The organism is Faecalibacterium prausnitzii, from assembly GCF_003324185.1.
Classification (GTDB): Bacteria; Bacillota; Clostridia; order Oscillospirales; family Ruminococcaceae; genus Faecalibacterium; species Faecalibacterium prausnitzii.
In genome coordinates, this window is record NZ_PXUP01000015.1 from 60,361 (window position 1) to 85,674 (window position 25,314).

The window sequence follows — 25,314 nt, forward strand, 5'->3', positions numbered from 1 at the left end:
AGCTACTTCAAATACGGCTTCAGCATCTCAACCAGTTCGTAAACTTTTGTTCCGGGTGCTGATTCAGACGGCTTCCGTCCTTCGTTTTGCTTGTCCAATCGCTTTGCATTGGCAATCGCAATGTCCATGTAAGGTCGCAGCACTTCATACATATCCGGGCGGTTCTTCTCGTAACTCCCTGCACCAATGTTTTTCAGCCAATCGCTCAGCTTCGGCCAGTAACGAGATCTGTCAATATCAGTATCCATATACATAAAATGCAGCAAATACCACAGTTCTACGCACTGGTTCGACCATACAGCATGGTAAATCGTCTCACCTTGTGCACTGTATTCTTCGCACAGCTGTGCTACCATGTCGATATTTTCTGCCGGAAAATCATCTGTGTCATAGACAATCCAGACGTGCTTAAACACAATGCCGTTATTCTGAACGTATTGACGAGCTTTCATCAACAAATTCACCGTATTGTCGCCAATGCCCTCTACCTTTAGCTGGATTCTATCACGGTATTTAGAATTGATAATCCGTTGAATTGCGCCAAAATACTGCGGCTCGGTTTCTGTACCTTCAGATGCAATTAAGTGGTATTCCGGCTGAATCATCCTCGCCTTATCACGGCGATTCTTCATCCAGCTTTTTCCAAGGTCGCTCTTTTTCGGAGGTTTCAGACTCATGCCCAATCCCTCCCTGTCAGCATATTAGAAAGGTAGGGGTCTGCACCATATCGGCCTTCCAGATACTGCTTGTCAAAGGCCGCTGTGCTCTTGACGCGAGTATTGTCCTCCTGCCGGAATTCGTAAAGCGAATAAATCTCGCTCTCATGATTATCATTCATCGCAGCAAACCAAATTTCATCACGGCGGAAAACAGTGTTTTTCATCGTAGTCAGGTCGTGAGAACTGAATAACAGTTGTGCGCCCTTCTTGTTCAGTTCTTGGTTCTTGAACATCTGAATCACATACCGGAGCAGCTTCGGATGCAGCTTGGCATCCAGCTCGTCCACAACCACTGTGCGGCCTTCCTGCAATGCTACCATCAGAACCGGCAAGGCTGCAATCATTTTCTTGGTTCCATCCGACTCTGCTTCAAAGGGAAGCTCGTAGACCTTGCCGTTGATCGTTCTTTGCGTAAACAGGTGCTTGCTATCTTCATCATAGCGATAACCGGACAAATCAATACCCACATCATTCAGTGCATGAATCAGGCTTTCCTTAGTCGTCTCACTCTTGGACACCAGCACAATGTTTTCTACTCTGGGGTTTGCGTAGCTCTGTGTAATACAGGATTCAAACCAATTCTGCACTTCTGCAATCACAGGGATATTGTAGTTGATTGCCAAAAAAGAAAGATACGGCATCTTCGGGTTGACGTCCAAGTTGATGCTTGCCTTATTGATACTTGCACCCAATTCAATCTTCTGGCCGTCTCGCTCAAAAATCAGGCCCGTCTTCTTGCCGCCAAGAGTACGCCACAGCAGCGACTCAAAAACAATTTCTTCCTTGAGAGAAATATAATACTGGTACTCCTTCTCGCCTACACGGAAAAACACCTGAAAAATCGTAGGCTCATTTACAGAGTTTTCATCCAGCATAAAAGGAGCCACACTGCTGCCCTGCTGGAAGATCATAGGCTGTCGATTCTTCTCCAGCGCATGGATTGGCTTTACGACAAGGTTAATCAGGCAAAAGAATGCCTGAAGCAGATTTGTCTTACCGCCACCATTGGGGCCGTAGACTGCACTGACCGGAAGTAGGTCTTCTGCCTTCTCCTGTCGGATCAATGCATCTTGAAACTCCGGAATCGCCATTGCACGGAAATCAAATGTTGTTTCATCCTTATAAGACTTAAAATTCTGAAAAGAAAACTGGCAAAGCATTCTTTCAACTCCTTTCTGTTATTATTATAGCTCATTTTCAGTTTTTATTCCAGTATTCTGGAAATTTTATTTCTCAAATGCCGCTTAAAAGCATTCTTATGTCATCAACCAAAAACCGCCCCAGATGCCTGTTACGGAATCTGGGGCGGTTAATTCTGTTTACTGATGCTTTTCAGGCTCTTAATATTAGCCTTTTGAGATTTTAGTCATACCGATTCTTAGATGGTTTCCCATACACTTTTCGGAGCGATTTTTTCAGGCTGACCACCGTTTCTTTGATGATCTTTGCCTCATCGGCAGAGCAATCCGCAAGCTGTTCGGTCATCCAGCTGTCGAACACCGGCTTTGCTTTTTTGATCTCGATGCACAGCAGCTCGTCTGCGGAGCAGTCCAGTGCGTTGATGATGTCGATCAGCGTTTTCAGGCTGGGCACGGAGTTGCCTGTTTCGATATGGCTGATGTGCGTGACCACCACGCCAACCTCATTGGCCAGCTGCTCCTGCGTCATGCCTTTTGCAAGGCGGCAGGCACGGATGCGTTTTCCGATGTCGGCGTAGTCCAACATAGTACAAGTACCCTCCGTTCCATGAAGTGATACTTGTATTGTATGTGCAATCGATTCAGATTATAATAACTCAAAAGTGCAATAGACTCATAAATTATAGTTTTTAACCATTTTATTTGATTGGGTGCAGCCCTTTCAGGAAGCTTTCCAATTCATCGCCCGCAACTGTCATTTCATCCGTTTCATGGCTCCAGAATAAAATTTTTCCATTTTCCATCGAAAGGCAGATATAGTTTCCAAATGGGTCTTCTGCAAATGGAATCACCGACTTGTTCTGAACGGTATCCATCGCCTGATATATAGTTGTTTTGCAAGTTTCTCCGCTGTCAAAAGACAGTACTGCACCAAACAAATGTTCCCCACCCTCCGAGTCGAACACACACTCGCTCGGGCTGGCACCATTATGTTCTGCCACAAAATCTTTCAATTTTTCCGGGATTTTGATGTCATACTGTTTTTCAATTTTTTCAAAGGCTTCCGGGTCTTGTAAATCTTCCTTATAGTTCCATGTGTTGTTCATCGTTGCTCTCCTTATCTGCATTCCGTACCACCGCCCCAGATATTCCGGCCTCCCGTATGGCGACAGCTATCATGAATTGTGCGGTCTACAAGCTGCATTTTACCCGGGTGCTCCGTATGATGCCATGTATAGCCATCTATCGTCGGATTTTTGCCAAAAATCTGTTCCAGCTGGGTCTTATTGAATTTTTCTGCAAACTCCGGGTGCCGGAGCGCATAATCCGCCAGACTGTCCGTGCAATATTTGAACTGTGCCACATCGGACATTTGCCGCATATCTTTAGGCAGCGTCGTTTCAAATACTGGACTAAATTTCGGGAAGACGCCTTCCTTTAATCTTCCATCCTGTACAAATACGCTTTTCCGATATGACACATCCGTGCCCGGGTAGGTCTGCCCTTCCCATTTCTGGTTTCGCGTTTCGATATGTTCTGGTTTGAGAACTTTTTCTGGAACGCTTTCTATTGTTTTTACCACCGCACTTTCAATCTTCTGCTTAATTTCCAGATTTCGTCCTACCTCATGAAAACCGCTCACACTTGTTCACTCCTTTGCTCATTGTATTTCTTACGAATGGCTTCTACGCCCTCTTTGTTTTTTGCTTCTTCCAGACCTGTTGTCATGATACAGTCCAGAATTTCTTTTGCGATTTTCTCGCTCAACCGGTAACGGCCGCACAGTCGCTCTATCAGCTCACCGTAGGCATCCGTTCTAGACTCCATCTTGTTTCCGTACCAACCAAACAGCTGCTTTCCTTCAAAAATATCATAAACAGCTTTTTGGATTACTTCATCGCATTTATCATTCTGGTTTTCCAGCACTTCACAAAGATATTGCCCCGTTGTCGTGTCTATCCGGTTCTGCCAATGTTTCCACCAGTGTTCCAGAACTTCCTTCGGCAGCTCGCTTTCTTCTTTTTCCGACAGAAGCTCTCGCATTACAAGTTCTGTGTCAGAATCCATCTCCATACTGCAAGGTTTCTGATAGCAGTTCTCCGGCTCTGGATAGTAGTTCACCTTGCACAGTATCGGCTCATTCCATTCATTCTGATATACCGCCGCAACACCCATTTCCAGTTTTGCCAGTTCTTCAATTTGCTTATCGTTCAGCCCTGCTGATTTGCCAACCAGTTTTCTATCTTCTTCACTCGGCAGCCGAAGAATCATCTTCGTGTTGGTGTTTCGGATGACCGCCGGGTCCAGCAAACCGGGGGACTGGTCTGCGATTACAAAACCCTCGCCGTAAGTGCGCATTTCTGCAATGGCATCCGTCAGCATCTCTACAGATTTTCCTTGTAGGTTTGCACTTTCCTGTGCCTGTACATCCGATGTTCTGCGCAGCAAGTTATGTGCTTCCTCCAAAACGGTAATATGTCGCAGCGGCTGGTTCATCTCAGACGTACACATCCGGTACTCCTGCAATTTTATTACCAAAAGTCCCATCAGGAGCGATTTTGTCTCCATCGAAGTGACCCGGCTCAAGTCCACGATTACATTGCAATCAAACAGCTCAGCGTCTTCCAGTCCATCCTCTGCACAGAGAATATTTCCGTAAATTCCTGTTGTCAGAGAACGTACACGAGTGTACAAAGCACCCGTATAATCGCTCTGGGTATCTTTAGAATACTCCGACTCCTGAATGACCGACGGAAGAATATCCATCAAATCATAGAACGTCGGGTAAGTCATCTGTACATTTACCGACCGCCGCAAATCCCATCCTGTATTACGATAGCACCGTTCCACTGCATCCTTCAGAATGGCAGGCATCGCTGCATACATCGGCCAGCAGGCATTGAAGATTTCCACAAGCCGGTCAATGTGCTCCCGGACATGAATTTCTGGCGGGAATGTAAATGGATTTATCCGCAGCAGCGGTGTCAGGTTTTCGTTTGTGCCATACACCTTTGCTTTTCCATTTCCAAAAATATGCTTGTACTCGCCTTTGGCTGGTTCAACCACAAGAAATGTGGTATCAGAGTCTTTTGTTACTTCTGCCAATAGCTGATAGACCGCATTGGATTTACCCGAGCCGGTAGAGCCTGTGATGAAAGTATGCGACCGCAGTGCCTGCTTCTGTAAAAAGACCTTATTTTCTTTTTCCTCATTTCCCATGTGGTAGATACAGCCCAACGCAAGCTGCTCTTTTTTATCCGCGGAAACAATCGGCACATTCCGTCCGAACTCTGCGTGTTCGATTACCGCCATACCGTGTACCGAGCGTGTCGGCAATCCAAGATGCATCGGCAGTTCCCGACCGCTGACCATTGTTCCGGGAGTATAAAGCAGGCTGACATCTCCATCTTCCCGCAGCTGCCGCATAAAAACGGGGTGTTCAAAATGCTTCAGATATTCGCGCATCGCCGGTACAACATATTTCTGTTCCTGCCAAATGTTGACCGCACCGCTTTCCACAGCAGAGCCTTCGCCAATCATCAACGCACGATATGTATTTGCCGCAAGAATAGCAGTTTGCGCCTGCGGTGCAAGGAAATACGCCGAGCAATTATAGCATCCGTAGTCTTCACTTTCACGCGTTCTCTGCAGCTGTTCATCAATTCGCTCAAGGAGATTTTCGATGGATTTATTGTCAAATTCAATTTGCAGCGTCGTGCCGTTTCCATCGGTTTTTGTGTTTCCACTGGTTTCATTACGGGCAGTGCCTTTTGCTTCGTTGTGTGATTCTCCGGTTTCTTCGTTGCTGGAACGAGAAATATTATGGCTCAGGCTGCACCCCATCGTATGGATGAGCATATCTGCTGCGCCGTGCGAAATCGTATCTCTTCCATCGAAAAGGTTCTTCTTCTCAATAGCTGCGCCTTTGGCCAGTCCCACTGCACTGGCTGCTTTCGTCAAAATCGGCCCGGCTTTCGCCGCAGCCGCTGCTGCGAGTTCTGGTTGAAAGACGCAGAGAGCCGCCGTTCCTGCTGCAACTACCACTCCTGCCGCAATCACTCCGGTCTTTTTCCAGTTAATTTTCTTTTCCTCTGCGACAGCTCTTCCTGCCCCAGAAGTTGCGTCTTGAGGCGCCGCGGGCTTTTCTCGCTCAAAGATTCCTTTTTGATGCGATTTCTCAAAATTCTCCGTATGACCCTTTTCTATTCCCAAATTAAGTGAAAAGCCCGTATCGGAACCACGGCTCTTGCTGGAAGAAGCACTGGTGCCATCTGTAATGACATTCGATTTTCCGTCGCATACACTGGACATTACAGCGTTACTGTGGTTTTCATTATACGACCATGTACTTTTTCGAAACGGTGAAAGCGTGCTGTAAAGTTGCTCATAGCTGCTGCGGATACTCGCCTGGTCGTTTTCTGATACCGGGTCAGCAAGAAACAAAGCCGTATAGACATGGTCTCCCATCGCATCCATAAATCGTTCGATACCCTGAATAAACGCCTTATTTTCCGTTTTGGATTTATCCCGCAAGGCAGCCACGCAGGAAGCCGATGTAATCGTCCGCATTTTATCGCCAAATGCACCATCCAGCAAATAATTCAGGCTTTCTGTATCTTGCTGGTCATCGCTGGCATAGATTCGGCTCGTTTGAGAACCCGGAAAGTTGCTTTTCATTCCTTCGTGAAGAGTCTTGAACGAAATATCCAGATTTTCTATCGCTTCGCTGTTCTTCTGCCGTAAATTCCGCCGTACACCAAGGTAGATTGATGCAGGCGCCCCAGACTTTTTGACGCTGACCAAAACTGCCAGACTGCATCCAAGTGCCATGCTGGAATGGTACACCGTTGAGAGTTTCTGGAGCTGGTCTTCCCCCTGCTTCACGGTCAGTTCTTCCAGCTTGAACACCTTCATATAGTCATCGGTAATTTTCCCGCCCACCATTTGTTCCGTCGGGTCAACCAGCGCATAGTTCTGAAGGTCTGGAAGATACTTTTTGTAAACCAGATGGTCTGCCAGTGTCAACTGGTCCATCAGATTTTGCTTTGTCTGTTCACTTAATGGCTTTTGCTCATAGCGTTCAAGTTGTTCCGGCATTATTTCATACCCTCCTTTTTAAGCTGCTTTTTCACCCACGATTTCCAGAATGGCGAACCTACCGTTAAAAAGACACTCACTACAGGATTTTTATACGTTTCTTCAATTTCTTGCAGAACTTTCTTAGCATCCTTGCTTCCCTGTGCCACCGCTCTGTTGCAATATTCTCTCGCCTTTTTCATGTTGCGTCTTACGCCAAGTCCCGTACCATAGAGCGCAACCATCATTGCTTGCGCATCCACATCGCCGGCATCCGCTGCGGCGCGCACCAGTTTTGCGCCTTTGGACAGATTTTGAGAGACTCCGTATCCTGCTATATAAAACATCCCCAACGCATACTGGGCCTCAACTTTTCCGCTCTCTGCCGCCTTTTTGCACCAGCTAAAAGCTGCTGCTGCATCTTCTTTTACGCCAGTTCCATTCAAATAACAGCCTGCCAATTCAAATTCCGCATCCACATGCCCTTTCTGGGCAGCTTTTTTGTACCAGCTAAACGCCTGACTGGGGGATTTTTCCGTACCAGAACCGGTCTCATAGCAGCAACCAAGTTCGCATTCTACGTCTGCATCTCCTCCCTTTGCTGCTGCCGCCTGCTCTGCTTTCTGATAGCACTCAAATGCCTTGGTTTGATTTGCCTCGACACCACATCCGTTCTTGTAGCAGTCTCCCAAATGGTACAGTCCGCGGGAGTGGCCTTTCTCTGCCGCCTTCTGATACCATAAAGCTGCACTGGTCATGCTTTTTGCAGTGCCGCAACCTGTCTCATAGCAGAATCCAACGCCATTCATAGCACTTGCCACTCCATGATTTGCAGATGCCAAATACCAGTTAAATCCTTCTTTTGTATCTTTCGGCACACCAACTCCATACAGCAGACAGTTACCATACCAATACTCTGCTTCTGGGTGTCCCTGCTTGGCAGCTTTTGCAAAGCATTTTACTTCCTGCTCTTTGTCATACTTGTCTGGTACGGAGGCGCCATTTTTGAACCACATTCCCAATCTGTACTGCGCCTCGACGTGACCTGCACTAGAAGCTTTTATATAATAAATCTCCGACATAATCCGGTCTTTTTTTACTTCTTCATAGAGACGCCCCATCCGATACTGCGCTTCTGCAACAATCTCATTTGATGCATCTTCATTGGATAGTGCGTTTCCATACCAATTCTCAGCAGATTTCCATAGGGCATCTTCTTCCTGACAGATCGCATAGGCAAGCTCCGCTTTGGCATATTTCTGCTTTGCAGCTTTCAAATACAATTCCTTGGTTCGCACTTTATCCTTCGCCACAACTTCATTGCCTTTTTCATACCATGTACCGAGTATATACTGTGCTTCTGCACAGCCATTATTGGCTGCCTTCTGATACCATTTTCCGGCCTCCTTCAAATCCTGCGGAACTCCTTTTCCCATTTCGCAACACCGGCCATAATGGTACTGTGCGTCTTTTTCGTCCTTCTCTGCAGCCTTGCGGAACAGCTCAGCAGCCTTGAATGCGTCATACGTCTTACCATCCTTGTCTTCATAGCAGCAGCCAAGTCTATACTGCGCAGGTGCATATTCCTGTTCTGCTGCTTTTTCGTACCACTCCGCAGCCTTATTCGCACTTTTTTCTACGCCGGTTCCTTTGCGGCAACACTCGCCCATCATATATTGAGCCTCTGCCAACCCAAGTTTTGCAGCCTTTTCAAACCAGCTCACACTGTCTTTCAAACTTTTGGGCGCACCTTCCCCCTGTAAACAGCAGCCGCCAAGGCTGTTCATTGCGCGGGCATGACCCTTGTCGGCCGCTTTCGTATACCAATATGTCGCGGTACGGAAGCTCTGTTTCGCTCCCAGACCATAATAGCTACAGTTTGCATATTCAAATTGTGCTTCCGTATCATCATTTTTTGCAGCTGCCTGATACAGTGTTGCGGCCTTTACGATGTTCTTCCCTACTCCGATGCCATCCATATAACACTGCGCCGTTTCACGCTGCACCTCCGCGAGTGTCTTTATTTTATCCTCGGCGGCATCCGCTTTATTTTTTTCCGCTTCTTCGCACCAATACGCAGCCTGTTCCGGATTCTTTTCGACGCCGATTCCAGAGTTATAACATTCTGCCAATCGAACTCGTGCCTTAAAATCACCTTGCTTGGCCGCTTCCTGATACCAATGAACTGCTTTTTCTGTGTCCCCAAGAATTTCACAGCACTGCGCGTAATTAAGTTGTGCTTCGACCAGCCCTGCTTTGGCAGCTTTTTTCAGCCACTTTTCTGCCATTTCGGTGTCTTTCTTTACACCGCTTCCCACCATGTAGCAGACGCCCAAATTATTCTGTGCTTTTGTGTGTCCCTGCTCTGCCGCTTTATCATACCAGCACGCCGCTTCCTCATCACTTTGCACGATTCCAAAACTGGAACCAGTTTTGCAGCATTTGCCCAAGCGATACTGTGCTTCCGCCAACCCCTGATTTGCTGCTTCACGATACCATTTTGCCGCTTGGACAGGATTTTTTACTATTCCAGCACCGTTTTCAAAGTATTCGCCTAATTTTAATTGAGCCGGTGCATAACCATCTAAGGCTGCTTTGCGCATAGATTGAAAAGCCAGTTCTGCCTTTTCCTCTCCAAATTTTCCCTTTTCATATCCCAAACCAAGCTCATATTGAGCCAGCGTGTACCCCTTATCCGCTGACCTTTTGTAATACAGCCACGCCTGCGCATAGTCACCCTTTTGGAAGCGGCACGCCGCATAATGATATTCCGCCTCCGTATTCCCCTGCTGTGCCGAAAGATTGTAATATTTTTCGGCCTCTTCCGTATTCTGCGGCACACCGATTCCCTTTGTCAGACAATCGCCAAATTTATTTTGTGCTTCTGCATTTCCCTGCTGCGCTGCTTTCTGATACCAATGTGCTGCGCTCGCTGGGGTACAAGCTATGCCGACACCATTCCAAAGACAGTTTGCAAGAGCCAGCTGTGCTTTTTCAAGCCCCTTTTCCGCCGCTTTTTGATACCAAATAACAGCCTCGTTCTTATCAGCCGGTCTTCCTTTTCCTTCAAAACAGCAGTCGGCATAATCCAGCTGTGCCTGCCCGTGTCCTTGCTCTGCCGCCTGACGATACCAGTTGGCCGCTTTTTCATCGTCCTGCTTCACACCAGTACCAGCGGAATAGGCATTAGCCATGTAGAATTGCGCCTCTGCATTTTCATTTTCCGCCGCCATGCCATACCATTTTGCAGCTTCCGTCAAATCAACCGCAACGTCTTCTCCCTTTTGAAAACGCATTCCCAGTTGGAATTGGATTTCTGTGTTCTGATTTTCCGCAGCCATTCTCCAATACTGAAGTGCAATGTCCAGCCACTTTTCTGCATCCGGCTGATTTTTTTGCTTATTATCCTGATAACCACGATAGTGATATTCCGCAATCCATTTCATTGCCGGCACAGAATGATATTCTTCTGCCGCAATCTGATAACCCCAAAGTGCTTCTGAAACCTCTCCGTCCTTCCATGCCAGTTCCGCCGTGGCAATGTACTTTTGCGCTACTTGTTCCTCAGAAAGCCACAACCCCACTCTGCCTTTTATCTGAGTTTCTACGCATTGGTTAAATTCCAGTTTCTCCTTTTCCGGACCATGAAACTCGTACGCATAGCTGGCATTGGGGTCATCCACAGCGACCGCTTTTTCCAATCCGTGCCACTCCTCATAGTCACTTTCTGCCGAGGAAAACCATTTTTCAATAGGTTTTCCTTGAATCGCACTAAAATCCAGAAGGTTCATCTTTTTATAATCCTGCCGAATTTCCCGAATCTCACCATTCTGAAAAAGGATTTCAATCTGAACCTGTCTCATGCCATATTTCCTCCTATGGTTTTATTATTTTGATGTAATTCCCCTGACTTCTCACCCACATATCAATACCCGTTCCAAACACTTCCGCTTCTACAATCCAGCCTTTTTCCGTCACCTGTAGGACCTTTGCCGTCGGCAGACGGTCAAGCACTGATTCCAGACTTGGCCCGGTATACTCAAACCGGATGGTCTGCAACTCACCGCCGTACATGAACTGGATGCGCTTGCGCATTTCGCCTTCCTGAAAACGGTCAGCATACCGCTGGGCGAAATGCCGGTCGAGGGTTTTGTAATTTTGAATGCGGTCGATGCGGTAAATTGTCGGGGAGTTATCCTGCGGGTTCTGGAAATGCTTATCCTTGTCGATGCCCTCAATGAACGCAGCCAGATAAAAATAATACTCGCTGAATGGGATGCCCACCGGCTCAATGGTACGCACACGGGTCTCGCCGTCGTGGGTGCGGCAGTAGATAATTTCCATAACATTGTGATTTTCTACTGCCGTGCCGATCTCCCACAGGCTCTCGATAAACTTCCGGCCATGCTGCGGCTCAACGTAATGGAAACGCTCATTGCTGATGAGGTCTTTGACCTGATTCAGCCTGTCCAGCGGCGTACAGGCCAGAATAAGCTTGTCCAGAATCGGGAACATTTCTTCTTTGACCATCGAGCGGCTTTCCAGCAGAATTTTGCATACTGCCAGAATCTCGCTGCTGGTGAGGAAGCGTGAAAGCGTATCATCCAGCAGATAGCCGCCCTTTGCGGAGTTATACAGAATTTCCCGACGCGGCTCACTGTCGGCGAAATAATTGCGCAGGGTATCAAGGTCACGCTGAATCGTTTTCTCGCTGACACCAAAGTGGTCGGCCGTCTGCTGCTTATTCAGCACACCGCCCTGTACCAGCACTTGTTGGATATAGAGTATACGATCTAATCTACTATTGTGCACAGTTCATTCTCCTTCTCTGCTCATTGTAACACAGCACAATTATCACTGCAATTCTTTGTGTGAAGTTTTGTCGTTTCACTGAAGCACAAAAAAATTTTTGTTTCTTTTGTACAATTTCAGTATACAAAAAAAGATGGACACGCTGTCTGTCCATCTCTTCAAAAGTCAAGGCAAACGATTCCTGAGCTGCCATCCTCGCCTGAACCGATAGGCTGTGTTCATCATCTCATCGGTGATGGTATAAAACGCCTGTCGCGGCGAAATGTACTCGCCAATCATTCCAACCACAAGCACAAAGTTCAGCGCAAATGCAACATTCAGTAGTATCATCAAGAATTTTTTCATACACTCTTCTCCTTTTATCACACAATCTTATCAGCTTTTCTAACCTCATTATAAAGATTTTGATGGACGGTATGTCTGTCCATCCTACGATAACCCACAAAAAGGAACACGGTATTCGCAGAGTTCACCGTGTTCCTCCTATCATCTTTTGCGGTTGGCACTTTTACAAAGCTCAACCTTGCGTTTTAGCCTCCTCCCGAATCTGCCTTTTATATTTATAATAGGTATTCCGGGCAAGCCCTGTCAGCTTCATGCACTCCACATCGTCCAGTGTACCACCAAAAGCCTTACAATGGATGCGGATTTTCTCTTTGGCCGCTTTAGACTTCTTGGTTTCAAATCCAGTGCCTTTTTTACGTCCAACCTGTTTTCCATTCAGCTTTGCTGTTACAAGACCCTCACGAGTACGCTGGTGCAAATCGGCCACTTCTTTTTCAGACTGCTCAAAAGCCAACTTGATTTGCTCTTTTGCCAATGCCATCAGATACTCGTTGATTCCCTTTAAGATAAAATCCACATTGGTTCCTGTCATAGCAATGCTGCCAGACAGGGCCTTTTTGTACGTTTCGGTATCAATGTGATGCTCTTTCAGGAATACCAGCTGGATACCTTTATTATAGAGATCCTCATACAGTGAAAATCCTTCTTCGGCATTTCTGGACATTCGAGAGACGGAATCGAACACCACAGTATCGCCCTCTTTCAGAATCCGATACAACTTGCTCCATTCTGGCCTTAAGATGGAAGTTCCCGTATAGGCTTCCTGTACAATGTGAACTGTCGGGTATTCAGCCCTGATATTACGAACCTGACGGTCAATGCTCTGCTTTGCAGTGGAAATTCTGCAATAACCATAAACGCTCATAACTATTTTCTTTCCGTATCAAAAATGCCGAACGTCATTTTAGCGTCACCGATTTGCTAAGGCAAATCGGTTTCATCACGCTATGATTGATACTTTTCTGTACCCACGGCATTTTTAATACTTTTTCCTGCGAGCCTTAGTCATCCCTCATAAACTTCAAAAGATTATCTCCGTTGACGAACGGTTCGCACCGTCCGTCTCCTGCGATGACTTTTGAATTTTATAAGGAACGACACGGCTCGCTCTTATCAACGGTTCAGATACTGATTCATAAACTCTTCCACCGTCACACAGGGCTTTTGATCTTTCTCTGCTCCTCCAAATGGGTCATAGTTCCAGTCACTCTCTTCGTCGATATACCGCCGTCCATCATCGGGCAGCTCCAGCGGCTCTGCAAGAATAATCGTTCCCCAGTGATTGACCATGATAAATGGTGCAATCTCACAGGGAATTCCTCGGCAGTCATCATCATGCCGCACATCGTAGACATACAGACTATCCGGGACGGTATCTCTTTTGATGCGGAAGTTAGTGAATAATGCAGGCTTTCCGCAGACAGTGATTTCTTCATAGTGTTCGGTCATCGCATTGCAAGACATATAAATTTCTCCTTTATGCCACATTAAGTCGGGTAGCTTTATAGCAGTCAACGCACATCCCCTCATGGGTGGCTGCAAACTCTGCCGCCTGCATGATAGAACCGTCCTTCAGCTTGACCCTCTTGATGGTCTGATTGCATCGGGCGCAGATGCAGGGCACAGGCGGCTGTTCCTGCTTCGGGGTAGAGGATTTCGGTTTCGGCTGCTTTTGAGGTTCAGCCTCCGGCTGCGGTGCAGCATCTTCCGGCAAATCCTCTCCGGCATAAATGTACAGGCCCAGCCCAAACATAGCGAGGTTCTTCACCAAGCACCGCATGATAGCCTTATTCACATCGAACATGGAGGCTGCTTCTACGGTGCGTTCTTCCATGCCGATCTTTTCACGGCGGCGGGTCTGCGGATTGTAGTCCCATTTCGGGGTGGTGTAGGTATAAGGCACGGCTTTCATGGCTTTGTTTGCGCCATCCAGTACCGGCAGCCACATTTCGTGCGAAACGCCCTCAATCGTGACCGAGGTGTATACCATGAAGCCGGTTATGGGGTCATAAACATAGGGCAGGCCGTTGAATTTCTTGACCTCATAGCTGGCAGCGGGATACAGCTTCTTCACCTCTGCCCAAGCATACGCCCAGCTTACATATTTCAGTTCCGTGTTTCCGGACTTTTTGACTTCCAGATGATCTTTGAAGTCGATAGCGAATAATTTTACGAACGGATTTTCTGTGACCATAATAAACCTCCAAGAAAAAAGGCGGCAGAGAATTTACTCCCTGCCACCTGATACAAGATTTATGCCGCATGAACGATGGTGAATCTGCGGCTGCTTACATTTTTGCTGTACTGGTTGAAAATGTCCGGCTGCTCTTTCCGCAGACGTTGGGAATCCACACGCTTACTTTCGGAGGATACCCATGATACCTTGTAGCCCGGTGCTGTACCATAGGCAGCATCCTGCATTTGCAGCTTGACCTGTTGCTCGATGGCCGTTTTCTCCTGTTCCATCTGCTCGATTTGGTCGGAAAGCTCCTGCCGCTTATCCAGAAGTCCATGCAGCGCACTCAGGTCAGCGGTCTTATCCCGGTTGTCTACCTCATACATCTGGTTGATCTGCTGGGTGTCACAATCGCAACCGTTGGGTGCAGGGGGAATCTGGGGAACCACATGACGTGTCCAGAAAAGCTCTTCCTTATCAATGAGGTCAGAAAGCACCTGCTTATCCGTCACGATCTTGTGGATCACCAGCTCTCTGCCAAAAATCAAAGCCGCCACATACCAGCAGTCGAAACCGCTGACGGCTAAGTAATGGTCAACCTGCGTCAGATAGTGAGCCGGGATTTTCCCATCAGCCCACTTGTCCGCAGAAAACGGTGAAACCGTTTTGCACTCCAGCCCTGCTTTCTGCCCAACGATCAGGCGGTCAAAGTCTGCCAGAAGCAGCGGATGTTCCTCGCTCTGGTAAATGGCATTTGCGCGGCGTACTTTCAGACCGGTTGCTTCGGTGAAGCGCTGCGCCACATAATCCTCCAAATCACGACCCTGCCGCATGGCTTCGTTGTCGATATTTTCAATGGTATCGCTGATTTTATCGTGGTAAACCTGAAATGCCGAACGGTAGGGATTCAGGCCAAGGATAGCTCCGGCATCCGTGCCGGTAATGCCGCATTTGCGGTAACGGAGCCAATCTTCTTTGGGTAAATTCAATGTAGATACAAGTCGTTTCATGCAATGTTCAACCTCTCTTTCATCTGTTCTTCTGCGATAGAGAAATCATATTCCACCAAGTCCTTCATAATAGTGGAAAACTTATCCACCAAGGTGCGGTCATCATCCAACCACAGGGTATACAGGAAATCCAGAATATTCCGCTGCACCCGGAGATGGTTCCAGAAACGCTCGTCCATCTGCTTTTCGGTGTCCAGCGTAATTAAAGCACTGACGATGGTGCTTTTCATCGTGATCTCGTATGCCGTGGTACAAGTTGGCTTTGGAAAATCGGCTTCAATGCTGTTCAGGAACTCAGAAAACTCCCGGACAGCCCGGTTGCTCACATCGTTCATATGTCCTCCTTTATGCTGCTGACAGCACCATCTTGTAGGCTTTGTCAATCATGGGATTGCCCTCTGCGGTACGCAGGAACAGATTTTCATTGTAGTTGCGAGTTTTACGGATGGGGTCTGCATGGGTGGCAAAGTCGGAAACAGCGTTCACGAACCGCCAGCCGTTCTTTCCGACCCACTCCAGATCGGGTGCATTATAATAGCGAGCCTTCAAATCTTCCTGCATACGCAGGTTATTTTTCCGCTGGCCATCGGTTAAGTCTTCCGTGATGGGGAAGAACTCATTGATAAACTCCTGCACCTTGCGGTCAGACAGCTTGATGGTGGTCAGCTCATGGATGCCCTTGCCCAGTTCCCCCATGTAGTTGTTGGCAAGCTGTAAGGTTTCACGGGCATCCTGCACCCGGAGCAGAACATTTTCAGTGTGGCGAGCAGTCCAGATGCGCTTTGCAGTACCCAGAGCCAGATTCAGTGTGTTCTGGCAGACAACACGAACAGGGGTCATAGCTACTTTCACACCAGAGCTGCCATCGTGACTGTTGAAGAACACAAGATATGGGGTCACTTCGTCTCCGGCGATGATGTATTTCTCCGGTAGCTTTGCCAGCATCCAGACTTTCTTGCCGCCCTGCAAAGAACCGGCAGTTTCGTAAGTAACACCTTCACCCAGCAGGTCATCGGTGAACTGAAATGCTTCTTCGTTCTGCACAATGCGGTAACGATCAGACACAACACCAAGCACGGCATCATCTGTACTACGGACGTTAGCCCGATAGCTGGGGATCATAGCACCCGTGCCGGAATAGATGTTGCGGCTCTCCACCTGCCAATCAAGACCAGCCAGTTCCAGTGCCTCACGGCTTGCAGGGGCATCCATCACGATACGGCCAAGGCCGTGCCAAGGGGTTTCGCGGACAGAGAACATGGTTTCAACATTTGCAGACATAACTACTACCTCCTAAAATTTTAATGTGATTACTTGTTTTCGAGTTTATGGGCGATCCAAATAATGAGTATTACGGCAGTTTTCCCGATTGCCTTTGCACCCTTCATCAGAATCTTTACCATAACATCAGCCATTGTTTTTCCTCCATTTTCAAGTAAAAAGTAAAGACCTGTGGACAGAATTAAACTGCTCACAGGTCTTTCTACAAAGATAATATATAACTGTAATTTTTTCAGATACGCCTCGTCTTGTGTCGGGTGTGTCAAATGTGTCAGGTTTTTATGAAACTCTCTATATATTCTTCTTTATTTTTATCCCCTTCCTCTCTATTTTTCTTAGATATGCGATAGGGTAAAAATATAAAATATAATAAAGGTTTCTCGGAAATTCTGACACATCCGGCACAGCTGACACAGTGTTTTACGTTCAAGTCTTTGTGCGGATACCCACGGCTACTGTGAGGTCATGCCACTCATTTTTACGAATCCCCTGATTTCGGGAAGCCTTAAAAGCCTTTGCTTCTTCAAATGAAATCGTAAAACGAGCCATCTCCATAAAGCCATCCAACGTACAAGTGGCACTATTTCCACTCTGCACTTCTGTCAGTTGGAAATCAAGTACCCAGCGGTAGTCCTCATTCGTCAGCGGCGTGATCTGCGCCACACAGCTATTGATAAGCTCCCGGTTAACATCATTTCTAGATGCCTTCTGCCACTCATCCAACTTCTGCGCAATTAAATTCATATCAAGGGTTCCACTGCACTCATCCGCCTGTTCCACATTCTCATATTGAGATTGCAATTCTGCAATCTGCGCATCCAATCCCTTTCGCCGTTCTGCCAATTCCTGTTTTGTGATGATTCCGTCTGCACACAGGTCTATATACTTATCCAGACGCTCCCTCTGTCTGGCGATGCTGTTTTCCAGCATCGCCTTTCTGGAAATGCGGACAGTCTTTTCTTCTGCCATGCAGCGGTTCAAAATTTTATAGACCTCTTTGACTGTTTTGCCCTTGTCAAAGGTAAGATGTTCAAACACCTTTGCTGCCATCAAGTCCAGCTTCCACTCACAGATTGCCTTGATTTGGCAACTAATTCCCAAGTCCAAGCCATGCTCCTGCAAATAGCTGATGCTTGGCCTACGGGTACGGCGATAACACTGAAATCCATGAACCACTGCACCATCCCGATTTACACGCCATTTGAACTGGATAAATCCTGCGCCACAGCTGCACCGCAGTTTTGCCGTCCAGACTGACTTTGGCGTATTTCTCATGTACTTGTGCTTTTTCCCATTTTCATCTATTACCCGTGCTGATTTCGATGCCAAAATCTGCTGGCATCTATCCCACATTTCTTCTGATACCAAAGGCTCAAAGTCACCTTTCACATAGATGTAGCTGCTCTCGTCCAGATTTTTAACACGTTTCTGTGTCAAATATCCGTCGCTGTGGGATTTATTGTAGCAAATACACCCCTTATAGGTTGCATTATGTAGGACTCTGCTCACCTTGGAAGCGTCCCACGAAACATGGCCGCCTGCATCTAATCGGCCAAGGCGGTATAATTCGTTTACGATTTTAACCAGCCCATTTTCTCCGGTAGAATACATTTGGAAAATCAGCCTTACTGTTTCAGCTTGGTCAGGGTCAGGAACATAGGTTCCGTTCTCCCTGCGGTATCCTAAGATATTTCCGCTGCCATACAGAACGTGCTTTTCTCTGCTGACTTTCTGCCCAGCCTTTACGCGCTCTGAAATTTTGCGGCTCTCATCTTGTGCCATAGAAGACATGATTGTCAACCGAAGTTCACCATCATTGGTCGCGGTGTTGATACCATCGTTGATGAAAAACACATCCACCCCACGTGCTTTCAACTCACGTGTATAGGACAGCGTATCAACCGTATTTCGTGCAAAGCGGCTCACTTCGCGAGTAATAATAAGGTCAAATTTTCCCTTCTGGGCATCCTCCATCATGCGCAAAAACTCCGGCCGCTTCTGTGCTTGTGTTCCGGTGATGCCTTGGTCTACGTAGACCTCCACGATTTCCCAATCCGGGTGGCGAGAACCTTCAATTTTATACCACTCCAACTGATTTTCTAGTGCGTTGATTTGCGCTTCATGTTCGGTTGAAACACGAGCGTACACAGCTACTCTCATAAATTTTAACCTCCACTGTCTCTGACTCTTTTCTGCGGCAAAAAGAAAGGCTCTGGCCGAATCCCCTCCGCCAGAGCCTTTCTCTGTTGTTTACGAAGCCTTTGCAGGCGGTTCTTCCTCCTGCTCACGCTTCATCCGAAGGAAGTTCTGATAGGTAGGCAGGTTGATTACCCCTGCCGCAAAGAGAGCTTCCACCAGACAATAGGCCATCGCCTTTTCGTCAATTTCCAGCATTGTGATACCTCCCTTGGTTATCGTTAATGGTGCTTAGAGTCAGAGGTATAACGTATCATCGAAGAATCAGAAGTTACGGACGGAGCTTGATTCCATAAAATCCCCATACCGCATTTTCTGATGAATTGAGACGTTTCCGATCATGTTCTCCTCCAAATTTAATGACGCACTTGTTAATCACTATCGAGCTACACGGACAAACTCCTTTTTCCTCACAATAGTTTTCGTAGGCATTTTTCAAATCAGTTGTCGGACAAAAAGTTTCATGATCGACCTTTTCACAGTGCAAGTTAATAAACTCCCAGAGATAGTCAATTGGAGGCTTTCTTTGCACCCCCTTCATGCTATCCACATCTGGAATTTCTGGAAAATGCCAGTCCAATTCTTCGAGTCTTCGAGCATAGAATGTAGCCTTCGTGACTATTTCATTGCGTTCTTTCCATATCTTCTTTTCCAAATTTGGATCCTGTTCATCATCTGGAATTGAATGAGTAAAAGGAAGATATACAACACGTTTGAAAAAAGCCTCATCCTCTCCCTCAATTTCAAGTGGAAAATTACTGGCGAACAGAAATTTTATTCTGCGGTGAAGCTTTTTTGAGCGTTGGTTTTTTCGTTGAATTTCAACTCCATCGCCACCTGTAATACGCTTTAATTTTGACACTGCACTCACATCCAGCCTTTCTCGCGGTAAATCAAGCGAGATGTTTATTCTCGCATCAAGCAACGATTCCGTTTCAAATTTTCCTCCGAGTTCTCTCAAAGAGAGGTTGCTTATTGCCTCCTCTGGAAAAAGTTTTTGTACAAAATTGCCCCATATACTTTTTCCTGAATCTCTGGCATATCCCATAATAAAGAAAAATTTTCCTCTAGCTGGCTCAACTAAGAGGTAACCCAATGCCATCCAGAGGCGTTCCTCAATGTCCTTACGTCCGCCAGAAATTTCTTTCATAAATTTATCGAACACTGGACAATCTGCCTCTTCAGGGCTTTCTACATCTTCATTGTACTTTGCGTTCAAGCAGGTAAATGTGACAAATTCAGGGTCATGGTCTTCAAATCTACCTTTCTTAACAAAAAGAATTCCGTTTTCGAATGGGCAGTACAATTTTTCATTTTTGGGCATCTCGTATTTCAGGATTTGCTCCATCTTTATGTAGTCATAAAGATCTCTGTAATTTCTCAGATTCACTGCACCATGAAGCTTCGGATCAACTCTCAATTTATATAATTCGATTATCTGATCTTTTGTCAGATGCATATAGTATGTGTTTTCATAGTAGTACACCTCACCATCTACAACCTTAAGATCGCAAAATTCCTCCAGTGCATGTGCCATTTCATACATCGGGTGGTATTTTGATTGACTCCTTCTTTCAACCTCTTCATCCTCTGATTCTAAGTCATCCTCTTTCTTTTCATCATACTTGAACAATTTTTTCAACGGGTTATTTTCCTGCGTACTTTTTTCCTTCTTTTTCCTTTTCTTTTTCTTCTTTTCTTTCTTCGCCGCGTTATTCCTGCAAAGTGATGCCGCAAGAACCACATCGGTTTCATCGCTGTTATCCGGGTACCACTCACCATCCTCTGCGTCGAAGCTATCGTCCAAAGATTTTAGAGAAAAGTCACCTCCCTGACAGTCAAAATTATTTTTGTTTTGCTTGCCCATAATATCGCTCCTTTGTACATATTCCTTTTTAGGGGTACTTTTATTGTGCCACTAATAAAATTTATAGGTGTGGGCAAGCCAAAAATTATTTAATCGAATTTTCGTCATTTTATTTTCGTCTCATATTTCATCCATTCATATCGTTCATACTTTATTCATATTTCCACTTATGCCCCCAGCTTAGCCGGGGCTTGAGTAAGTCCTAGAAGGACACCTTACTGGCAAAGCCCCTGCAAGTGGCCACGAGCAAGCATCTTTCATCTGCATTACTTGCCATGCCGCTCTAACGAGCTATGCCTACAAAGCGCATCTTCTAAGATGACAACTTCTTTGTCATCTCGCTTCGCTCGAATCTTATAGCTAAAGCATTTTCACTCCACCAGCTTAGCTGGTGGTTTTGAATTGCTCAAGCTAACCAAAGAAAAAGGCCCTTACGCGAAAAATGTTTTTCGCGTAAGGGCCTTCACTTTATTTCGATTCCTTGTTTTCTAGAGACTTTAGAAATTTTTCTACTGCTTCTTCATCCCTGTATAGACTCATATAATATCTATACTCTTCCGTTACTTTATCTCGACATTTATCCAAAGCCTTCGTAACCCTTTTAAAAATTCCTCTTTGCCCCTCTGATGTGCATTGAAGCGATTGCATTTCGTTCACCATAGTAATCAAACTTTGTAACGCCTCTTCTGTTTTGCCGCTTCCTGTTCCAAATAATTCCGTCAACCTATTCTCTATTATACTCTCTTCAAACTTCGTCCTCGGATTATTGGCCAAGGAATACATTCCTTCTTTTATTTGATCTTTCACTCTTTCATCCAGCTCTTCTACTTTTTTTGACTTTATGCACCCTATAATATCATACTCTATGTACTCACAATCTTCATCATTTCCCATAAACAGCTTAAAGAATTCACAATTTTGCTCTGTAAGATAGATGTATCCGCCCCTTGACAGATAGCTATATGCTGGAACATCCGAATCCGGCATTTGTCCCATTACAATATTAAACTTGCTTGTAAATTCATATTGTAACGCTCTCAACTTGCTTACTACAGCTCCCCCATCTGTCGAAATCTCTGACTCGACACTTCTTTCTGTTATTCTTTCTTTCCAATTCGGAAGCTTGCCAGTTTCTCTTTCTCTCAATATATTTAGCAAAAATTGTCTAAGTGTAATGTATCCCTTTTCTATATTTTCTATTTCTGCTAAATCCACCTTGTCTATCGTTTCTTCTCTTACCTTTTCTTTAATGCGTCTATATCTTCCAACAATCTTTTTTAATTTTTCTTTTCTTTCTTTTTTTAGTTTCTTTATAGATACGCTGTATTTTTTATCTATCAATTTTTTCTTTCGTTCAATTCTTTGCTCTACTCTTTGCATCTCACGGTATTGACATTCCATATGTTGGGAAATTTTTTCAAGATAAGCTTCGTTTGCTTCTGTTAACTGCTCCATCAGTTCTGCTTTTTTCATTTCTTTTGTAAGTCTGCCCACAACCATTTTCCTCCTAATATACAAAACCCTCCCCGGCAAAACCATTCAGTTTCACCGGGGAGGGTTTATCATACGTTTATCTTCCCATGTTTTGCACGATTAGTGCATCTTCATGCAACAATCTTACTTTCTGGGATTTTTGATAGCAGCCTGTTCTGCACTTTATAAACAGAGAGTACAAGAAAACGCACATTTACGTTATTTATTTTTTCAAACATTCGATTTTTTATCCTTTTCGTAATATTATCAAAAAATAACACATTTTTGCTTTTGCAGTTTTCGGGACAAACTACAACGCTTTTTTTCATCTTTTTTCACCCATTTTTCCATCCATTTTTTCTCAAAAATGGAACTTCAAAAAATTTTCCATATCACAAAAAGGAGGTATTTTTCCACATGAACACACCCATACAGTTGAAAATCCGAGGTCACACCAAATGACGCTGGACTACTTCTATGGTCAGTCGGGCGAATTGTTCTCCTACTTCCGCATCCCGAAAGCACTGTTCCATGACTGCCGCTTCCGGCAGCTCTCCACGGATGCCCGGACGCTATACGGCATCCTGCTTGACCGCATGAGCCTGTCTGTAAAGAACGGCTGGCTGGACGAGCAAGGGCGGGTGTATATCATCTACACCGTTCGAGAGGTGCAGGAATCCCTTTGCTGCGCCGAGCATAAGGCGGTCAAGCTGTTCCGGGAACTGGAGGACTTCAACCTTATCGAGCGCAAACGCCGTGGTCTGGGCAGACCCAGCCTGATCTACGTCAAGGACTTTTCCTCCGGCTTGCCAAAAGCGCAAGTACAGAATTGCCCAAACAGCAATTCTGGTGCTGCCGAAAGCGCAATTCTGGTGCAGCCAAAACCGCAAGCAAATAAGACTGATAAGAATAAAACTGAGTGGAACGATCCTGACCCTATCTATTCCGGGGGCATCCGGGAGCAGCTTGAGGATTATTTTTATCAGGCATTGGAGGTAGACCTTCTGCTCCGGCTCTGCCCAGACGATGAGGACACCATCTACCAGATCGTGGACTTGCTTGTGGACACCTGTTCCACAAAACGCAAGATGTTGCGGATCGCCGGAGATGACAAGCCTGCCGAGGTGGTACGCAGTCGACTGAAAAAGCTGAACGCCGACCACATCCGTTTTGTGCTGGATTTTCTGGCAGAAAACACCGCCCCGGTGCGGAACATGAAGCAGTATCTGCTGGCAATGCTCTACAATGCGCCCACCACCATGAACCTCTACTATCAGAACAAAACGAACCACGACTTTGCGCGCGGTTCTCCGGGGAGGTGATGTTATCGCAAAGAAAGCTACGATTATCGCAGTCACCAATCAAAAAGGTGGTGTGGGGAAAAGCACCACCTGTGAAAATCTGGGTGTTGGCCTTGCAGCCGAGGGCAAGAAAGTCCTGTTGGTGGATACCGATCCACAGGGCAGCTTGACCATCAGCATGGGCTGGCAGCAGCCCGACGAACTGCCTACCACCCTCTCCACCCTGATGGCAAAAGCCATGAACGACCAGCCCATCCAGCCCGGCGAGGGCATTCTGCACCACGCAGAGGGCGTTGACCTGATTCCTGCCAACATCGAACTGGCAGGGCTGGAAGTGGCTCTGGTAAACAGCATGAACCGGGAAAAGATGCTGAAACAGGTGCTGGATAGTGCCAAGCGGGAGTACGATTTTATTCTGCTGGACTGTATGCCCTCGCTGGGGATGCTGACTATTAACGCATTGGCGGCAGCAGACGCTGCCCTGATTCCCGTGCAGGCGCAGTACCTGTCCGCAAAAGGTCTGGAACAACTTTTGCAGACCGTCCAAAAGGTCCGGCGGCAGATCAACCCGAAGCTGAAAATCGAGGGTATTCTGCTGACCATGACCGACAGCCGCACCAACTACGGAAAGCAGATCAGCAATCTGATCCGGCAGGCATACGGAAAGCACCTGAAGGTGTTCGAGCAGACCATCCCACGGTCCGTCCGAGCAGCAGAAACCAGTGCGGCAGGCAAAAGCATCTTTGCCTATGACCCCAAAGGCAAGGTGGCACAAGCCTACAAATCTCTTGCAAAGGAGGTGCTGGCGGATGCCGATCGACAACGGAAACTTAGCTCTGAAAGGGCTAGATGACCTGTTTTCCACCGAGGAAAACCGACAGGAGGAACAGCGGGAGCAGGTACAGCAGATTCCCATTGATGCGCTGCATCCCTTCACCAACCACCCCTTCAAGGTACTGGACGATGAAGCCATGACCCGGACGGTGGAGAGCATCGCACAGTACGGCGTGCTGGCTCCGCTGATCGCCCGTCCACGCCCGGACGGTGACGGCTACGAGATCATCTCCGGGCACCGCCGCCAGTATGCAGCTAAACTTGCCGGGCTGGAAACGCTGCCAGTCATTGTGCGGCAGATGTCGGACGATGCTGCTGTGATATTGATGGTGGATTCCAATTTACAGCGTGAACACATTCTGCCCAGTGAACGTGCCTTGGCGTACAAGATGAAACTGGATGCCATGCGAAGAACTAGCGGTAGACCGTCAAAAGAAAATTCCCGACAACTTGTCGGGAATTTTGAAACTGCCGATGTTGTCGGAAAGGAAAGCGGAGAAAGCGGCAGACAAGTCCAGCGTTTTATCCGCCTGACCAGCCTTATCCCGGAACTGCTGGACATGGTGGACGAAAAGAAAATTGCCTTTAATCCCGCTGTGGAGCTGTCCTATTTGGACGAAAGCCAACAGCGGGATTTTTTAGAAGCCATGGAGGACACTCAGAATGCGCCGTCCTTATCGCAGGCGCAGCAACTGAAAAAGATGGCACAGCAGGGAGAGTTCAGCTACGAAAAAGCCTTTGATGTGATGGGACAGGAGAAAAAGAGTGAGAAAGACACCGTGACCATCAAAAATGAGACCCTGCGGAAGTATTTTCCCCGCAGCTACACGCCAAAACAGATGGAGGAGAAGATCATTCAGCTTTTGGATGCGTGGCAGAAAAAGCAGCAGCGCCGCAACGAGCGCTGACCCGTAACGCAAGACCCGATGGGGTCTTTTTTGTTTGCAAAAATTTGGAGACTAACTATTAAAAGTCAAGCCCCAAAATGAAAAAATCCGTCTGCCGACCGCTGCCCCTGACAAACAGCATTCAAATGCCATAATCAATGCAGCGAGGGCGACGGAGAGAATAGCAAAGCAAGCCCG

Annotated in this window: 22 protein-coding genes; 3 read left to right on the forward strand and 19 right to left on the reverse strand. The window is 46.6% G+C overall.

What is annotated here, in order from left to right; all coding sequences use genetic code 11:
• Positions 1-2: 2 nt before the first annotated feature.
• The 19 genes from C7J97_RS10845 to C7J97_RS10930 form a co-directional block, all read right to left on the reverse strand.
• A complete protein-coding gene (locus C7J97_RS10845; RefSeq protein ID WP_113992590.1) occupies positions 3-677 on the reverse strand; it encodes an RloB family protein in 675 nt (224 codons plus the stop codon).
• On the reverse strand, positions 674-1,879 hold the full coding sequence (locus C7J97_RS10850; protein WP_113992591.1) for an AAA family ATPase: 1,206 nt from the start codon (positions 1,877-1,879) through the stop codon (positions 674-676). The genes C7J97_RS10845 and C7J97_RS10850 overlap by 4 nt, the downstream gene beginning before the upstream one ends.
• Positions 1,880-2,081: 202 nt before the next feature.
• Positions 2,082-2,444 carry a helix-turn-helix domain-containing protein gene (locus C7J97_RS10855; RefSeq protein ID WP_113992592.1) on the reverse strand — a complete coding sequence of 121 codons (363 nt, stop codon included), beginning with the start codon at positions 2,442-2,444 and terminating at the stop codon, positions 2,082-2,084.
• 112 nt (positions 2,445-2,556) lie between these two features.
• Positions 2,557-2,964 (reverse strand): SMI1/KNR4 family protein, encoded by a 408-nt coding sequence (locus C7J97_RS10860; RefSeq protein ID WP_170126665.1) that lies wholly within the window; start codon positions 2,962-2,964, stop codon positions 2,557-2,559.
• 11 nt (positions 2,965-2,975) lie between these two features.
• Positions 2,976-3,500: an HNH endonuclease gene (locus tag C7J97_RS10865; protein WP_113992594.1), complete on the reverse strand. Its 525-nt coding sequence runs from the start codon at positions 3,498-3,500 to the stop codon at positions 2,976-2,978.
• Positions 3,497-6,955, reverse strand: a complete 3,459-nt coding sequence (locus C7J97_RS10870; RefSeq protein ID WP_113992595.1) for an ATP-binding protein — start codon at positions 6,953-6,955, stop codon at positions 3,497-3,499. The genes C7J97_RS10865 and C7J97_RS10870 overlap by 4 nt, the downstream gene beginning before the upstream one ends.
• Complete coding sequence (locus tag C7J97_RS10875) at positions 6,955-10,797, reverse strand: tetratricopeptide repeat protein (protein ID WP_113992596.1); 3,843 nt, start codon at positions 10,795-10,797, stop codon at positions 6,955-6,957. The genes C7J97_RS10870 and C7J97_RS10875 overlap by 1 nt, the downstream gene beginning before the upstream one ends.
• 13 nt (positions 10,798-10,810) lie before the next feature.
• Complete coding sequence (locus C7J97_RS10880; protein ID WP_113992597.1) at positions 10,811-11,746, reverse strand: helix-turn-helix transcriptional regulator; 936 nt, start codon at positions 11,744-11,746, stop codon at positions 10,811-10,813.
• A 165-nt stretch (positions 11,747-11,911) separates the two neighbouring features.
• Complete coding sequence (locus C7J97_RS10885; protein ID WP_113992598.1) at positions 11,912-12,091, reverse strand: hypothetical protein; 180 nt, start codon at positions 12,089-12,091, stop codon at positions 11,912-11,914.
• Positions 12,092-12,263: 172 nt separating this feature from the next.
• Complete coding sequence (locus tag C7J97_RS10890; RefSeq protein ID WP_113992599.1) at positions 12,264-12,956, reverse strand: recombinase family protein; 693 nt, start codon at positions 12,954-12,956, stop codon at positions 12,264-12,266.
• Positions 12,957-13,204: 248 nt separating this feature from the next.
• Positions 13,205-13,555 carry an LPD28 domain-containing protein gene (locus C7J97_RS10895; RefSeq protein WP_113992600.1) on the reverse strand — a complete coding sequence of 117 codons (351 nt, stop codon included), beginning with the start codon at positions 13,553-13,555 and terminating at the stop codon, positions 13,205-13,207.
• Positions 13,556-13,568: 13 nt separating this feature from the next.
• Positions 13,569-14,285, reverse strand: coding sequence for a Sak single strand annealing protein (locus C7J97_RS10900; RefSeq protein WP_113992601.1), 717 nt, complete (start codon positions 14,283-14,285; stop codon positions 13,569-13,571).
• Positions 14,286-14,344: 59 nt separating this feature from the next.
• The gene (locus tag C7J97_RS10905) at positions 14,345-15,277 is read right to left on the reverse strand and encodes a YqaJ viral recombinase family nuclease (protein WP_113992602.1); all 933 of its coding nucleotides are present in this window, start codon (positions 15,275-15,277) and stop codon (positions 14,345-14,347) included.
• Entirely contained in the window at positions 15,274-15,612 is a 339-nt protein-coding gene (locus C7J97_RS10910; protein WP_113992603.1) for a DUF3848 domain-containing protein, read from the reverse strand. The genes C7J97_RS10905 and C7J97_RS10910 overlap by 4 nt, the downstream gene beginning before the upstream one ends.
• Before the next feature lie 10 nt (positions 15,613-15,622).
• Positions 15,623-16,558, reverse strand: a complete 936-nt coding sequence (locus C7J97_RS10915; protein ID WP_113992604.1) for a DUF932 domain-containing protein — start codon at positions 16,556-16,558, stop codon at positions 15,623-15,625.
• Positions 16,559-16,984: 426 nt separating this feature from the next.
• Positions 16,985-18,718 carry a recombinase family protein gene (locus C7J97_RS10920; RefSeq protein ID WP_113992605.1) on the reverse strand — a complete coding sequence of 578 codons (1,734 nt, stop codon included), beginning with the start codon at positions 18,716-18,718 and terminating at the stop codon, positions 16,985-16,987.
• A gap of 90 nt (positions 18,719-18,808) precedes the next feature.
• Positions 18,809-18,952, reverse strand: a complete 144-nt coding sequence (locus C7J97_RS15045; RefSeq protein ID WP_015537439.1) for a hypothetical protein — start codon at positions 18,950-18,952, stop codon at positions 18,809-18,811.
• A gap of 73 nt (positions 18,953-19,025) precedes the next feature.
• Positions 19,026-20,621 (reverse strand): DNA primase family protein, encoded by a 1,596-nt coding sequence (locus C7J97_RS10925; protein WP_113992606.1) that lies wholly within the window; start codon positions 20,619-20,621, stop codon positions 19,026-19,028.
• Positions 20,622-21,089: 468 nt separating this feature from the next.
• The gene (locus C7J97_RS10930; protein WP_147232757.1) at positions 21,090-22,115 is read right to left on the reverse strand and encodes a hypothetical protein; all 1,026 of its coding nucleotides are present in this window, start codon (positions 22,113-22,115) and stop codon (positions 21,090-21,092) included.
• A gap of 437 nt (positions 22,116-22,552) precedes the next feature.
• Between C7J97_RS10930 and C7J97_RS10935 the strand changes: the two genes are divergently transcribed.
• Genes C7J97_RS10935 through C7J97_RS10945 form a run of 3 tightly spaced genes read left to right on the forward strand, consistent with a single transcriptional unit; the run spans position 22,553 to position 25,137 of the window.
• Positions 22,553-23,416, forward strand: a complete 864-nt coding sequence (locus C7J97_RS10935; RefSeq protein WP_113992608.1) for a DUF6017 domain-containing protein — start codon at positions 22,553-22,555, stop codon at positions 23,414-23,416.
• Between the two features lie 4 nt (positions 23,417-23,420).
• Entirely contained in the window at positions 23,421-24,248 is an 828-nt protein-coding gene (locus C7J97_RS10940; protein WP_113992611.1) for a ParA family protein, read from the forward strand.
• Positions 24,205-25,137, forward strand: a complete 933-nt coding sequence (locus C7J97_RS10945; protein ID WP_113992609.1) for a ParB/RepB/Spo0J family partition protein — start codon at positions 24,205-24,207, stop codon at positions 25,135-25,137. Before C7J97_RS10940 ends, C7J97_RS10945 begins: the two co-directional genes overlap by 44 nt.
• Positions 25,138-25,314: the final 177 nt, after the last annotated feature.